The 14,018-nt window shown below is 70.3% G+C and carries 11 protein-coding genes; 8 read left to right on the forward strand and 3 right to left on the reverse strand.

The genetic code is table 11. The features are described 5' to 3' along the window. Nucleotides 1-38 precede the first annotated feature (38 nt). Nucleotides 39-905: an HAD-IB family hydrolase gene (locus tag ACFYV5_RS13795; RefSeq protein ID WP_355113239.1), complete on the forward strand. Its 867-nt coding sequence runs from the start codon at nt 39-41 to the stop codon at nt 903-905. Nucleotides 906-1,238: 333 nt separating this feature from the next. Here ACFYV5_RS13795 and ACFYV5_RS13800 read toward each other — a convergent pair whose 3' ends face one another. After that, on the reverse strand, nt 1,239-2,066 hold the full coding sequence (locus ACFYV5_RS13800) for an oxidoreductase (RefSeq protein WP_389168181.1): 828 nt from the start codon (nt 2,064-2,066) through the stop codon (nt 1,239-1,241). A gap of 102 nt (nt 2,067-2,168) precedes the next feature. Between ACFYV5_RS13800 and ACFYV5_RS13805 the strand changes: the two genes are divergently transcribed. Beyond that, entirely contained in the window at nt 2,169-3,155 is a 987-nt protein-coding gene (locus ACFYV5_RS13805; protein WP_355113243.1) for an ATP-binding protein, read from the forward strand. A 62-nt stretch (nt 3,156-3,217) separates the two neighbouring features. On the opposite strand, the gene ACFYV5_RS13810 is transcribed toward ACFYV5_RS13805, so the two are convergent. After that, on the reverse strand, nt 3,218-4,534 hold the full coding sequence (locus ACFYV5_RS13810) for a hypothetical protein (RefSeq protein WP_389168184.1): 1,317 nt from the start codon (nt 4,532-4,534) through the stop codon (nt 3,218-3,220). 302 nt (nt 4,535-4,836) lie between these two features. Here ACFYV5_RS13810 and ACFYV5_RS13815 point away from each other — a divergent pair, with 302 nt between their 5' ends. From ACFYV5_RS13815 to ACFYV5_RS13840, 6 genes are all read left to right on the forward strand, one after another. Next, on the forward strand, nt 4,837-7,143 hold the full coding sequence (locus tag ACFYV5_RS13815) for a SulP family inorganic anion transporter (RefSeq protein ID WP_389168187.1): 2,307 nt from the start codon (nt 4,837-4,839) through the stop codon (nt 7,141-7,143). A 137-nt stretch (nt 7,144-7,280) separates the two neighbouring features. Further along, nucleotides 7,281-9,293 carry an acetate--CoA ligase gene (acs, locus tag ACFYV5_RS13820; RefSeq protein ID WP_389168190.1) on the forward strand — a complete coding sequence of 671 codons (2,013 nt, stop codon included), beginning with the start codon at nt 7,281-7,283 and terminating at the stop codon, nt 9,291-9,293. A 262-nt stretch (nt 9,294-9,555) separates the two neighbouring features. Then, complete coding sequence (nhaA, locus tag ACFYV5_RS13825) at nt 9,556-10,950, forward strand: Na+/H+ antiporter NhaA (protein WP_389168193.1); 1,395 nt, start codon at nt 9,556-9,558, stop codon at nt 10,948-10,950. A 37-nt stretch (nt 10,951-10,987) separates the two neighbouring features. Continuing rightward, entirely contained in the window at nt 10,988-11,485 is a 498-nt protein-coding gene (locus ACFYV5_RS13830; protein ID WP_389168196.1) for a phage holin family protein, read from the forward strand. Next, nucleotides 11,482-12,417 (forward strand): alpha/beta hydrolase, encoded by a 936-nt coding sequence (locus tag ACFYV5_RS13835; protein ID WP_355113250.1) that lies wholly within the window; start codon nt 11,482-11,484, stop codon nt 12,415-12,417. The genes ACFYV5_RS13830 and ACFYV5_RS13835 overlap by 4 nt, the downstream gene beginning before the upstream one ends. Before the next feature lie 100 nt (nt 12,418-12,517). Continuing rightward, on the forward strand, nt 12,518-12,706 hold the full coding sequence (locus ACFYV5_RS13840) for a hypothetical protein (RefSeq protein WP_355113252.1): 189 nt from the start codon (nt 12,518-12,520) through the stop codon (nt 12,704-12,706). Between the two features lie 106 nt (nt 12,707-12,812). Here ACFYV5_RS13840 and ACFYV5_RS13845 read toward each other — a convergent pair whose 3' ends face one another. Beyond that, nucleotides 12,813-14,012, reverse strand: coding sequence for a MarP family serine protease (locus tag ACFYV5_RS13845; protein ID WP_389168201.1), 1,200 nt, complete (start codon nt 14,010-14,012; stop codon nt 12,813-12,815). Between the last annotated feature and the right edge of the window lie 6 nt (nt 14,013-14,018).

A 14,018-nucleotide genomic window follows, 5' to 3' on the forward strand; every position in this document is an offset into this window, starting at 1 on the left:
CCCTCTCAGGCAAACCCACACGCCCGAGCGTACGCCGAATGGCGGGCACCTATGCTCGGCTCGTGGAAAACCACTCGTTGCCGCGCACAGCCGCCTTCTTTGACCTGGACAAGACGGTCATTGCGAAGTCGTCGACGCTGACCTTCAGCAAGTCCTTCTACCAAGGAGGACTGATCAACCGCCGCGCCGTCCTGCGGACGGCCTACATCCAGTTCGTCTACCTCGTGGGCGGGGCCGACCACGATCAGATGGAGCGGATGCGCGAATATCTTTCCGCGCTCTGCAAAGGCTGGAACGTGTCGCAGGTCAAGGAGCTTGTCGCCGAGACCCTGCACGATCTGATCGACCCGCTCATCTACGACGAGGCGGCCTCCCTCATCGAGGAGCACCACGCCGCCGGCCGCGACGTCGTGATCGTGTCGACCTCCGGCGCCGAGGTCGTGGAGCCGATCGGCGAGATGCTGGGCGCCGACCGGGTCGTCGCCACGCGGATGGTCGTCGGGGACGACGGCTGCTTCACCGGGGAGGTGGAGTACTACGCCTACGGGCCGACCAAGGCCGAGGCGATCCGTGAGCTCGCGGAGTCGGAGGGCTACGACCTCTCGCGTTGTTACGCGTACAGCGACTCGGCGACCGACGTACCGATGCTGGAGACCGTGGGTCACCCCTACGCGGTCAATCCCGACCGGACGCTCCGCCGCGAGGCCCTCGCCCGGGACTGGCCGATCCTGGCCTTCGAGAAGCCGGTCCGGCTCAAGCAGCGCCTGCCGGCGTTCCGGATGCCTCCGCGCCCCGCGCTCGTGGCCGCGGCCGCCGTGGGCGCCGCCGCGGCGACCGCCGGACTCGTCTGGTACGCCAACCGCCGACGGCAGACCGCTCTTGCCGATCGCTTTGCCCGGATTTGAGCGGAAAGTAAAGAAGTGCGGCCAGGGCTTTCGCATCCCTCTCGACAGGAGTAGAAAGGAATCAGGCCCGCGAGACCTAGGACATCCGAGAGGATCACCTGTTGAGCAAGAAGGCCCCACGGACCACGCACTGAAGCCGGGCACCCACGCGACGTCGACCCGTCGATTACGGGCCAGCCGCACCAGGCGAAGGGCAAAGCTCCCCGCTTGATGGGCACATATCGAGGACGCTTGGTAACTCGGCAGACGTGCCAGCGGCGGTACCAGAACTGGTACCGCCGCAACCCTTTTCAGGTGACTACCGAGGCGGCTTCCCGACGTTCCGGCGGTTTCCTAGGCGGCGCCGCGCTGGAGCGCCTCGCAGACCGCCGTCGACTCCCTGACACCCAGCTCCACGGCCCGCCCGCAGTGAGCGATCCAGGCGGCCATGCCCTCCGAGGTCCCCGACAGATATCCGTCGAACGCCGCGACGTACGCGGCGCGCCCCTGCTCGGCATGCCCGACCTCCGCCGGGCAGATCGACTTCGGGTCGAGCCCGCTTCCGATCAGCACGATCCGCTCGGCGGCCCGCGCGATCAGCCCGTTGTACGAGGTGAACGGCCGCAGCGCGAGCAGTTCGCCGTGCACCACGGCCGCCGTCACCAGCGCCGGGGCCTTACCGCCCGCGATGATCAGCTCCGAGAGCCCCTCGAGCCGGCCGGCGACCTCGGCCGGGTCCGGCAGCGGCGCCTCGATCAGCGGCTCGTCGACCGCCTCGCCGGCCTGCCGGGGCCTGCCGACGGAGTCCACGAAGTCACCGCTGTCGCCCACCGCGACCAGGTGCAGGCGGGCCAGCACGCGCAGCGGCGATTGGCGCCAGATGGAGAGCAGCTGACCGGCCTCGGCACCCAGCCGCAGGGCCGCGCCCACCGTCCGCGCCTCGGCGTCCCCACCGAAGTCGGTCCGTCGGCGGACCTCCTCCAGCGCCCAGTCGGCGCCGGAGAGCGCGGCCGAACCCCGCGCGCCGCGCAGGGCCGCCTCGGAGGTGATCTCGTTGCTGCGGCGCCGCATCACGCGGTGCCCGTAGACCCGGTCGACGGCCTTGCGTACGGAGTCCACCGATTCGGCGACGCCCGGCAGGGAGCCGAGGGCGGCCAGGGGGTCAGAGGCGTGCGTACTCATAAGTAGCGAGGCTACGCGCCCTGGGCCGCCACCCCACGTTGGAGTGGTCTTCTTCACGCCCCTTGACCACACGCGGCAGTCATACCACTACGCTAGGTGAACATGAAGATCGCTTTCGTAGGGAAGGGCGGCAGCGGGAAGACCACGCTGTCCTCGCTCTTCATCCGCCACCTCGCCGCCAATGAGGCCGCCGTCGTCGCGGTGGACGCCGACATCAACCAGCATCTCGGGGCCGCGCTGGGTCTCGACGAGGCGGAGGCCGCGGCGCTGCCCGCGATGGGGGCGCACCTGCCGTTGATCAAGGAATACCTGCGGGGCTCGAACCCGCGGATCGCCTCCGCCGACACGATGATCAAGACGACCCCGCCCGGTGAGGGCTCGCGGTTGCTGCGGGTCCGCGAGGACAACCCGGTCTACGAGGCGTGCGCGCGGACCGTGCGCCTCGACGACGGGGACATCCGGCTGATGGCGACGGGGCCGTTCACCGAGTCGGATCTCGGCGTCGCCTGCTACCACTCCAAGGTCGGCGCGGTGGAGCTGTGCCTGAACCACCTGGTCGACGGGGAGGACGAGTACGTCGTCGTCGACATGACGGCGGGCTCGGACTCCTTCGCGTCCGGGATGTTCACCCGCTTCGACATGACGTTCCTGGTCGCGGAGCCGACCCGCAAGGGGGTCTCGGTCTACCGCCAGTACAAGGAGTACGCACGGGACTTCGGTGTCGCGCTCAAGGTCGTCGGCAACAAGGTGCAGGGTCAGGACGACGTGGACTTCCTGCGCGCCGAGGTGGGCGACGACCTGCTGGTGACGGTCGGCCACTCGGACTGGGTCCGGGGGATGGAGAAGGGCCGCCCGTCCCGCTTCGAACTCCTGGAGGCGGACAACCGGATGGCGCTCCAGGCCCTCCAGAACGCGGCGGACGACTCGTACGCGCACCGCGACTGGGAGCGGTACACGCGCCAGATGGTCCACTTCCACCTGAAGAACGCGGAGAGCTGGGGCAACGCCAAGACCGGGGCGGACCTGGCCGCTCAGGTCGACCCCGGTTTCGTGCTCGACGAGGCACTCGCGGTGCCCCAGCCCAGCTGAAGAGAGGCCCGGGGCCGGCCCGCCCGCGCGGGTCGGCCCCGGCGTGACGTCGAGCGAGGGACTCAGCGGCGCTCGGCCCGCGCGGCGGCAGGCTGCGCGGCGGCGGGCTGCGGGCCGGCGGGCTGCGCGGGGGCCGCCGGCTGGGGAACCAGGAAGGTCGCCCAGCCACCCTTCGGAGCCTCGCCCACCTTCAGGGTCCGCATCTTCTCGATCACCGCGGGGTCCTGGGCGTCCAGCCAGTCCGCGAGCTGCCGGAAGGACACGCACTTCACGTCCTTCTGGACGCAGACCGTGGCGATGGTCTCCTCGATGGCGCGCATGTACGTGCCGCCGTTCCAGGACTCGAAGTGGTTGCCGATGATCAGCGGCGCGCGGTTGCCGTGGTACGAGCGGTTGAAGGCCTGCACCAGGCCGTCACGCATCTGGTTGCCCCAGAATTTGTGCATGGACGGGTCGCCCTTGGTCGTACCGGACTGGTTGACCAGGAAGTTGTAGTCCATGGCGAGGGTCTGGAAGGCACGGCCCGGGACGGGCACGAGCTGCATCGACAGGTCCCACAGGCCGTGGTCCTTCTTGGGCCAGATCTGGTCGTTGACGCCGCTGGTGTCGTAGCGGAAGCCCATCTGGGACGCCGCCCGGACGAAGTTCTTGCGCCCCTCGAGGCACGGGGTGCGGGCGCCGACCAGCTCCTTGTCGTAGTCGAACGGAAGCGGCTGCTCCGCGGTGAGGCCGGAGTTGGTCTTCCAGTTCTTCACGAAGGACTTGGCCTGGATGATCTCGCTCTTCCAGTCCTCGACCGACCAGTTGCCGACGCCGCCCTCCTTGCCGCAGAAGTGGCCGTTGAAGTGCGTGCCGACCTCGTTGCCCTCCTGCCAGGCGCCGCGCAGCTCGCGGACGGTGGCCCGGATGCCCTCGGTGTCGTTGAAGCCGATGTCCGAGCGGCCCGCCGCGTGCTGGGGCGGGTTGTAGAGCTTCCGCTTCTCCTCGGGCAGCAGGTACACGCCGCTGAGGAAGTACGTCATGGTCGCGTCGTACTTCTTGCCCACCTTGCGGAAGTGGGAGAAGAGCTTCTGGCTGTCCTCGCCCGCGCCGTCCCACGAGAAGACCACGAACTGTGGCGGCTGTTCGCCCGGCTTCAGCTTCTGCCAGACCGGCTGGTGGGGCTGGGCGCCGGTGAAGGCGGTGGAGCCGTCGCCGATCAGCCGTACAGCGTTCTCCGGGGCCGCGGCCGGGTCCTTCTTCGCGCCCGGCGCGCCCTGGTCGCCGCCCGGTCCGCCGGAGTCCGAGCAACCGGCGAGGCCGGCGATCAGGGCGGCGGCGAGAGCGCCGACGGCGAGCGTCCTGGTGCGGGCAGTGGTCCTTCTCCCGGCGGTTGTCATCCGCCCACCTCTCCTCGGTTCCGTGCGAGCGGCGTCAACGTCGCACCACGACCGTCGAAGAGATGAAACGACAAGCGGAACTCTGCACACCATTCACCGGAACCGGTGAATCATTGCCCTGTTTGCCCCGAAAATAATGCCGCAGACTTTACTCTGCATTACGATCCATTTACTGAGTGTTGATCCTGGCGATCAGGATCCACGCTCGGAATCCCGCCGCTGCACGCCGTGACCCACGGCCGCGACCCCCACGTTCGTCCCGCACGAGCCGCGACCGCGCTGCCCCGGAGGAGACGGGAACCATGACTGTCTGCATGCCCATCCGCCGTACCCCGACCCAGCGGCCCCACAGCCCGCCCGGCCGCCGGCCACGCTTCCGAATCGCGGGCGCCGACGTGTCCGCGTCGATCGCCGTCTTCCTGATCGCGCTGCCGCTCTCCCTCGGCATCGCACTCGCCACCGGAGCCCCACTCCAGGCCGGCCTCGTGGCGGCCGCCGTCGGCGGCATCGTCGTCGGCCGGCTCGGCGGAGCACCGCTCCAGGTCAGCGGCCCCGCCGCGGGCCTCACGGTGGTCACCGCCGAGCTGATCCAGCGGTACGGCTGGCGCACCACCTGCGCCATCACCGTCCTCGCCGGACTCGCCCAACTCGGCCTGGCCGCCCTGCGGGTGGCCCGCTCAGCCCTCGCCGTCTCCCCCGCGATCGTGCACGGCATGGTCGCCGGTATCGGCGTGACCATCGCCTTCGCACAACTCCACATCGTCCTCGGCGGTACGCCACAGAGCTCCGTGGTGGCCAATGTCATCGCCCTTCCGGCTCAGTTGGCCGCCCCGCACCTCACCGGACTGGCCGTCAGTGCCCTGACCATCGCCGTCCTGCTGCTGTGGCCGCGCCTGCCCGGCCGGGCGGGCCGGCTCGTACGGAAGGCACCGGCCGCTCTCGCCTCCGTGGCCCTGGCCACCCTCGTGGCCGTCGTCGCGGGGCTGCATGTGCCGCGCGTCGACCTGCCCTCCTGGAGCAGCCACGCCCTCGTCGGGCTGCCCGAGGGTCCGGCGCTCGGCATCGCGGCCGGCGTGCTCACGATCACGCTCGTCACCAGCGTCCAGTCGCTGCTCTCCGCCGTCGCCGTCGACAAGCTGGTGTCCGCCCGGCCCGACCGCGGCGTCGGGGTCCCCCGGTCCCGCCTCGACCGCGAGCTGGCGGGCCAGGGCGCGGCGAACATGGTCTCCGGCGCGCTCGGAGGGCTGCCCGTCGCCGGAGTGGCGGTCCGCAGCGTCGCCAACGTCTCCGCGGGCGCCGTCAGCCGCAACTCCACGATGCTGCACGGCCTGTGGGTGATCCTGGCCGCGTTCCTCCTGGTGCCGGTCCTGGACCTGATCCCGCTGCCGGCCCTCGCCGCGCTCGTGATGGTGGTCGGCGTCCAGATGGTGAGCATCACCCACATCCGCACGGTCACCCGGCACCGTGAAGCCCTCGTCTACGCGGCGACGGTCACCGGTGTCGTCCTGTTCGGGATCCTGGAGGGCGTCGCCCTCGGCATCGCGGTCGCCACGGCCGTCGCCCTGCACCGGCTCGCCCGCACCCGCATCACCCACGAGGAGAAGGACGGCCGCTATCTGGTCCGGGTCCGCGGCCAGCTGACCTTTCTCGCCGTGCCGCGGCTGAGCCGGATCCTGCACACGATCCCCGACGCGTCGGAGGTGGTGATCGAGCTGGACGGGTCCTTCATGGACCATGCGGCGTACGAGGCGCTGCACGACTGGCAGGCGTCGCACGGCGCCACGGTGGAGATGACCGGCCCCTCCGGTGCCCGGATCACCGAGCCGACCTCGGAGTCGCACGCCTGCTGCCGCCCCTGGACGCCCTGGCGCAACCACTGCGGGGAGAACCATCCGGCAGACGAGACGCGACGCGAGACCGGGCACCAACTGGCGAGCGGCATCGGCAAGTTCCAGCGGAACACGGCCCCGCTGGTGCGTGACGAGCTCGCCCGCCTGGCGCGTGAGGGCCAGAGCCCGTCCCAGCTGTTCCTCACCTGCGCCGACTCCCGCCTCGTCACGAGCATGATCACCGCCAGCGGGCCCGGCGACCTCTTCACCGTACGGAACGTGGGCAATCTGGTCCCGCTGCCCGGCGAGGGGAACGGGGACGACTCGGTGGCGGCGGCGATCGAGTACGCGGTGGAGGTGCTGCGCGTGCAGTCGATCACCGTCTGCGGGCACTCGGGCTGCGGGGCGATGCAGGCCCTGCTCGGCAGTACGCCGGACGACCCGCCGACGCCACTGCGGCGCTGGCTGCGGCACGGACTGCCGAGCCTGGAGCGCATGACGAGCCGCAGACACGCCTGGGCCCGGATCTCCGGGAGGCTGCCGGCCGACGCGGTCGAGCAGCTCTGCCTGACCAACGTCGTGCAGCAGCTCGAACACCTGCGGGCGTACGACGCGGTGGCGCGGCGGCTCGCCGACGGGACGCTCACGCTGCACGGGATGTACTTCCACGTGGGCGAGGCCCAGGCGTATCTGCTCGCGGACTCCGACGAACCGCACGGGTACGACGACGTCTTCGACCTGGTCCCGCCCACGACGCTGCAGGAAGCCCGCGCGTCCTGAACCTTCCCGTCCGGGCGTCCGTGAGACTGTATGGCCCCTTCTTCCCACCGCTCGGGAGGGAGGGGCCACCGCACGCCCGCCGCCTCATAGGTCTAAACCAATTTCCTGGAGACTCTTGTCACCCGGGCATCTGACTGATGAGCTATGACGCGGGACACATAGGCACATGGGACGCCCTGGGAAAGGGAGATGTCGTGAGCAACGAAAGCCTGGCCAACCTGCTCAAGGAAGAGCGGCGGTTCGCGCCGCCGACCGAGCTGGCCGCGCACGCCAACGTGACGGCGGAGGCGTACGAGCGGGCCGAGGCGGACCGGCTGGGCTTCTGGGCCGAGCAGGCCAAGCGGCTCACCTGGGCCACCGAGCCGACCGAGACCCTCGACTGGTCGAACCCGCCCTTCGCCAAGTGGTTCGCCGACGGCGAGCTCAACGTGGCGTACAACTGCGTCGACCGGCACGTCGAGGCCGGGAACGGCGACCGCGTCGCCATCCACTTCGAGGGCGAGCCGGGCGACAGCCGCTCCCTCACCTACGCCGAGCTCAAGGACGAGGTCTCCCGGGCCGCCCACGCCCTGACCGAACTGGGCGTCACCAAGGGCGACCGGGTGGCGATCTACCTCCCGATGATCCCCGAGGCCGTCGTCTCGATGCTGGCCTGCGCCCGCGTCGGCGCCGCGCACTCCGTGGTCTTCGGCGGTTTCTCCGCCGACGCCATCGCCACGCGCATCGAGGACGCCGACGCCAAGCTCGTCATCACGGCCGACGGCGGCTACCGCCGCGGCAAGCCGAGCGCCCTCAAGCCCGCCGTCGACGAGGCCCTCGGCCGGGTCGACCGCATCCAGCACGTGCTCGTCGTGCGCCGCACCGGCCAGGAGGTGGCGTGGACCGAGGGCCGGGACGTGTGGTGGCACGACATCGTCGCCCGTCAGTCCGCCGAGCACACCCCCGAGGCGTTCGAGGCCGAGCACCCGCTCTTCATCCTCTACACCTCCGGTACGACGGGTAAGCCGAAGGGCATCCTGCACACCTCCGGCGGCTACCTCACCCAGGCCGCGTACACCCACCACGCCGTCTTCGACCTCAAGCCGGAGACCGACGTCTACTGGTGCACCGCCGACATCGGCTGGGTGACCGGCCACTCGTACATCACGTACGGACCGCTGGCCAACGGCGCGACGCAGGTCATGTACGAGGGCACCCCGGACACCCCGCACCAGGGCCGGTTCTGGGAGATCGTCCAGAAGTACGGCGTCACGATCCTCTACACCGCGCCGACCGCGATTCGTACGTTCATGAAGTGGGGCGACGACATCCCCGCGAAGTTCGACCTGTCGAGCCTGCGCGTCCTGGGCTCGGTCGGCGAGCCGATCAACCCCGAGGCGTGGATGTGGTACCGCGAGCACATCGGCGCCGGGAAGACCCCGATCGTGGACACCTGGTGGCAGACCGAGACCGGCGCGATGATGATCTCGCCGCTGCCGGGCGTCACCGAGACCAAGCCGGGCTCAGCCCAGCGCCCGCTCCCCGGCATCTCCGCCACCGTCGTCGACGACGAGGCCCACGAGGTGCCGAACGGAGGCGGCGGCTACCTGGTCCTCACCGAGCCGTGGCCGTCGATGCTCCGCACCATCTGGGGCGACGACCAGCGGTTCATCGACACGTACTGGTCGCGCTTCGAGGGCAAGTACTTCGCCGGCGACGGCGCGAAGAAGGACGAGGACGGCGACATCTGGCTGCTCGGCCGGGTCGACGACGTCATGCTCGTCTCCGGGCACAACATCTCCACCACCGAGGTCGAGTCCGCGCTCGTCTCGCACCCGTCCGTCGCCGAGGCGGCCGTGGTCGGCGCGGCCGACGAGACGACCGGGCAGGCGATCGTCGCCTTCGTCATCCTGCGGGGCACGGCGAGCGAGGACGAGAGCCTCGTCGCCGAGCTGCGCAACCACGTCGGCACGACGCTCGGCCCGATCGCGAAGCCGAAGCGGGTGCTGCCGGTGGCGGAGCTGCCGAAGACGCGGTCCGGGAAGATCATGCGACGGCTGCTGCGGGACGTGGCCGAGAACCGGGAGCTGGGGGACGTCACGACCCTCACCGACTCCTCGGTCATGGCACTCATCCAGACGAAGCTGCCGAGCGCGTCCTCGGAGGACTGACAGAGGACTGACGGAGGACTGAACGTCCGTGTGCGCCCGCTCCGGGATCCCCGGGGCGGGCGCCCTCGTTTCCGGTGGCCGGTCGGGGGCACAACGGGCCGGAGCGGAGTTCTGTCCCTAAAGTGACGGTCACCGGACACAACCCCGGCTCGTTAGGTAAAGTAAAGATCGCGTCAGAGACGTGACAGAAAAACCTAGGTGCGCCGGGAAGTCTGGTCGGCATGTGCTTCGCCCTGCCCAAACCGACCGGAGGTTGCTTGCCGTGCCCGCGCCCACCCCGACCGATCGCACCTTCCTCGGCCGTCTGTCGCTGCCCGAACGGCGCTTCCTCGCCGACGCGCTGCGCGCCGAGACCGTCGGCGGCGTGCTCCTCCTCGTGGCCGCCATCGCCGCACTCGTCTGGGCGAACACCCTCGGCGACAGCTACGAGTCGGTACGGAACTTCCACATCGGCCCCGCGGCCCTCGGGCTCGACCTCTCCCTCCAGCACTGGGCGGCCGACGGCCTCCTCGCGATCTTCTTCTTCGTCGCCGGCATCGAGCTCAAGCGCGAGCTCGTCGCGGGCGAGCTGCGCGACCCCAAGGCCGCCGCGCTCCCCGTCGTCGCCGCCCTCTGCGGCATGGCCGCGCCCGCGCTCGTCTACGTCCTGACGAACGCCGTCGGCGGCGGCTCGATGGACGGCTGGGCCGTCCCCACCGCCACCGACATCGCCTTCGCGCTCGCCGTGCTCGCCGTCATCGGCACCTCGCTGCCGTCCGCGCTGCGTGCCTTCCTGCTGACACTCGCCGTCGTCGACGACCTGTTCGCGATCCTGATCATCGCGGTCTTCTTCACCAGCGACCTGAACTTCGCCGCCCTCGGCGGCGCCGTCGCCGGTCTCGCCGTCTTCTGGCTGCTGCTGCGCAAGGGCGTCCGCGGCTGGTACGTGTACGTCCCGCTCGCCCTGGTCATCTGGGGCCTGATGTACAACAGCGGCGTCCACGCCACCATCGCCGGTGTCGCCATGGGCCTGATGCTGCGCTGCACGCGGAAGGAAGGTGAGGACCACTCCCCCGGCGAACACATCGAGCACCTGGTCCGCCCCCTCTCCGCCGGGCTCGCCGTCCCGCTCTTCGCGCTGCTCTCGGCCGGGGTCGCGGTCACCGGAGACTCGCTGACCGACGTCTTCACCCAGCCCGTCACCCTCGGTGTCGTCCTCGGCCTGGTGGTCGGCAAGGCGGTCGGCATCTTCGGCGGCACCTGGCTGGCCGCCCGCTTCACCAAGGCGGAGCTCAACAAGGACCTGGCCTGGGGCGACGTCTTCGCCGTGGCCGCCCTCGCCGGCATCGGCTTCACCGTCTCGCTGCTCATCGGCGAGCTGGCCTTCGAGGGCGACGCGGCCCTGACCGGCGAGGTCAAGGCAGCCGTCCTGATCGGCTCGCTGATCGCGGCCCTGCTCGCCACGGTCCTGCTCAAGCTGCGGGTCCGCAGGTACCAGGCGCTGTGCGCCGAGGAGGAGCGCGACGACGACCACGACGGCATCCCCGACATGTACGAGCAGGACGACCCGGCGTACCACCTGCGCATGGCCGAGATCTACGAGAAGAAGGCCGCCGAGCACCGTGAGCGCGCCCAACTGGCGGGGGCATCGCGCGATGGCGGCGACAGTCCGGCATGATCTGAGGTCGGACCGTAGAAGAGAAGAGGGAGCAGCGATGAGCGACCCGATCGACGGAACCGAGCGCAGCCTCGGTCAGCTGGTCGCCTCGGCGACCGCCGAGATGTCCGCGCTGGTGCACGACGAGATCGCCCTGGCCAAGGCCGAGATCCGACAGGACGTCAAGCGGGGGGCGATGGGCGGCGCCGCCGGCGTGACGGCCGCCACGGTGCTCCTCTTCTCGCTGCCGATGCTGAGCTTCGCGCTCGCGTACGGCATCAACGCCTGGACCGGCGGCCACAACGGTGAGGGCGGCTGGAACCTCGCCTGGTGCTTCCTGTTCTCCTTCGCCGCCAACGTCCTGCTCGCGGGGCTGCTCGGGCTGCTGGCCTACGCCAAGTTCAAGAAGGTCAAGAAGCCGGAGAAGTCCATCAACTCGGCCAAGCGGACGGCCGCGGTCCTGCAGAACGCCAAGCCGCACCCGCGCCCCGAACGGGCGGCACTGCCCGGCACGGTCCAGGACAAGGCCGTTGTTGTGGGACGCTCGTCTGCATGACCGTCCCCGAGAGCAGCAACGGCAGCGGCAGTCCCGTACGGATCGAAGGCCCCTGGACCCACCGCGACGTGGCCGCCAACGGTGCGCGCTTCCACATCGCCGAGATGGGTGACGGGCCGCTCGTGCTGCTGTTGCACGGCTTCCCGCAGTTCTGGTGGACCTGGCGCCACCAGCTGCCCGCTCTCGCCGACGCGGGCTTCCGGGCCGTGGCGATGGACCTGCGGGGCGTGGGCGGCAGCGACCGTACGCCCCGGGGTTACGACCCCGCCAACCTGGCGCTCGACATCACCGGCGTCGTCCGCTCCCTCGGCGAGCCGGACGCGGCGCTGGTCGGACACGACCTGGGCGGCTATCTCGCCTGGACCGCGGCCGTCATGCGGCCGAAGCTCGTCCGCCGGCTCGCGGTCTCCTCGATGCCGCACCCGCGCCGCTGGCGTTCGGCGATGCTCTCCGACTTCTCGCAGTCGCGCGCCGGTTCCTACGTATGGGGCTTCCAGCGCCCCTGGCTGCCGGAGCGTCAGCTCGTCGCGGACGAGGCGGCTCTGGTGGGGAAGCTGATCGAGGACTGGTCGGGCCCCGGGCTGCCGGACGAGGAGGCGCTCGCGGTGTACCGCCGGGCGATGTGCATCCCGTCGACCGCGCACTGCTCGATCGAGCCGTACCGGTGGATGGTGCGGTCCCTGGCGCGGCCGGACGGAATCCAGTTCAACCGGCGTATGAAGCGCCCGGTGCGGGTACCCACCTTGCACCTGCACGGCTCGATGGACCCGGCGATGCGCACGCGCAGCGCGGCGGGCTCCGGCGAGTACGTGGAGGCGCCGTACCGCTGGCGACTCTTCGACGGGCTGGGGCACTTCCCCCACGAGGAGGACCCGGTGGCGTTCTCCACGGAGCTCATCAACTGGCTCAAGGACCCCGAGCCCGACCGCTGACCGGACTCCCGTTCGACGAACGGCCATGTGCCCGGCGCATACTCCAATTGGCGGGCTCCTGGGCGGTTACCGACCTTGGGCCCCGGGCAGACGTCGGGGTATGGGCTGGACGCACGACTACGGTGACACAGCACGCAACCGCCGCTCGACCGCTGGGCCGGGCACGCATGAGAGAGGTGGTCCGCAGGAGCAGGGCCGCTCTCATACCGCGGAGGGGATCGGAATCCCGCGCATTCTGCGCCGCCGGGCCCGCTGGGTCTCCGCGCGGCTCAGGCACACCCGTGACTGACCTCCGGGACTGACCGTACTCGTCCGTTCGGCTACGAAACGCACCCGCTCGCGTGCGCGCCGACGTCCCGCGCTCGACTCGCACCCGACCGGCACTCGGTCGGCACCTACAACGCGCACCCCTGGCTGTCGACCTGCTGGGTGGCCGCGCGACCCTGGGCGATGTCGTCGCGGATCTCGTCGGCCGTCAGCGCGTAACCGGTGTTCGGGTCGTCGAGCGAGCGGGCGAAGATCACGCCGTACACCTTGCCGTCGGCGGTGAGGAGCGGGCCGCCGGAGTTGCCCTGACGGACCGTCGTATACAGGGAGTAGACATCCCTGCGCACCTCGCCGCGGTGGTAGATGTCCGGACCGGGGGCGTTGATACGGCCCCGGACGCGCGCCGAGCGGACGTCGTACGAGCCGTTCTCGGGGAAGCCCGCGACGATCGCGTCGTCTCCGCTGCGGGCGTCCTCGTCGGTGAACCGCAGGGGCTCGGCGTCGAGGTCCGGCACGTCCAGGACGGCGATGTCGCGCCGCCAGTCGTAGAGGACGACCTTCGCGTCGTACAACTTGCCCTCACCGCCGATCTGGACGGTCGGCTCGTCGACGCCTCCGACGACATGGGCGTTGGTCATGACGCGGCGGTCGGAGAAGACGAAGCCGGTGCCTTCGAGGACCTTGCCGCAGCTCGGCGCCGTGCCGACGACCTTGACGATGGAGCGCTGGGCCCGGGCGGCGACCGGGCTGCCGACGAGCGCCGGGTCCGGGGGCCGTACTTCGGTGATGGGCTCGTTGGCGAACGGGCTGAAGACCTGCGGGAAGCCGTTCTGCGCGAGAGTCGAGGTGAAGTTCGAGAACCACGCGGACGCCTGATCGGGCATCACCTGCTCGACGCCGAGGAGCACCTTGGAGTTGCGCACCTCCTTGCCCAGCGTGGGCATGGAGGTTCTGGCGAGTGCCGAGCCGAGCAGCCAGGCGACCAGCAGCATCGCGACGACGTTGACCAGCGCGCCGCCGGTGGCGTCCAGGGCGCGCGCGGGAGACCAGGTGATGTGCCGGCGCAGCTTGTTCCCGAGGTGGGTGGTGAACGCCTGGCCGACCGAGGCGCAGACGATGACCACGACCACGAAGACGACCGTCGCCGTGGTGGAGACCTGCGAGTTGTTCGTCAGCCAGTCCCAGACGACCGGGAGCAGCAGGACGGCGACGAGGCCGCCGCCGAGAAAGCCGACGACCGACAGGATGCCGACCACGAAACCCTGGCGGTACCCGATGACCGCGAACCACACGGCGGCGAGCAGCAACAAGATGTCCAGCACGTTCACCGTCAA

This window comes from Streptomyces sp. NPDC003035 (assembly GCF_042888285.1).
Classification (GTDB): domain Bacteria; phylum Actinomycetota; class Actinomycetes; order Streptomycetales; family Streptomycetaceae; genus Streptomyces.

What these genes read in the sequence shown, in the direction of transcription:
- ACFYV5_RS13800 (WP_389168181.1), bottom strand. Translation starts at nt 2,066, where the DNA reads ATGAGTACGCACGCCTCTGACCCCCTGGCCGCCCTCGGCTCCCTGCCG.
- ACFYV5_RS13835 (WP_355113250.1), top strand. Translation starts at nt 11,482, where the DNA reads ATGACCGTCCCCGAGAGCAGCAACGGCAGCGGCAGTCCCGTACGGATC.
- ACFYV5_RS13810 (WP_389168184.1), bottom strand. Translation starts at nt 4,534, where the DNA reads ATGACAACCGCCGGGAGAAGGACCACTGCCCGCACCAGGACGCTCGCC.
- acs (WP_389168190.1), top strand. Translation starts at nt 7,281, where the DNA reads ATGAGCTATGACGCGGGACACATAGGCACATGGGACGCCCTGGGAAAG.
- ACFYV5_RS13805 (WP_355113243.1), top strand. Translation starts at nt 2,169, where the DNA reads ATGAAGATCGCTTTCGTAGGGAAGGGCGGCAGCGGGAAGACCACGCTG.
- ACFYV5_RS13795 (WP_355113239.1), top strand. Translation starts at nt 39, where the DNA reads ATGGCGGGCACCTATGCTCGGCTCGTGGAAAACCACTCGTTGCCGCGC.
- ACFYV5_RS13815 (WP_389168187.1), top strand. Translation starts at nt 4,837, where the DNA reads ATGACTGTCTGCATGCCCATCCGCCGTACCCCGACCCAGCGGCCCCAC.
- ACFYV5_RS13840 (WP_355113252.1), top strand. Translation starts at nt 12,518, where the DNA reads ATGGGCTGGACGCACGACTACGGTGACACAGCACGCAACCGCCGCTCG.
- ACFYV5_RS13830 (WP_389168196.1), top strand. Translation starts at nt 10,988, where the DNA reads ATGAGCGACCCGATCGACGGAACCGAGCGCAGCCTCGGTCAGCTGGTC.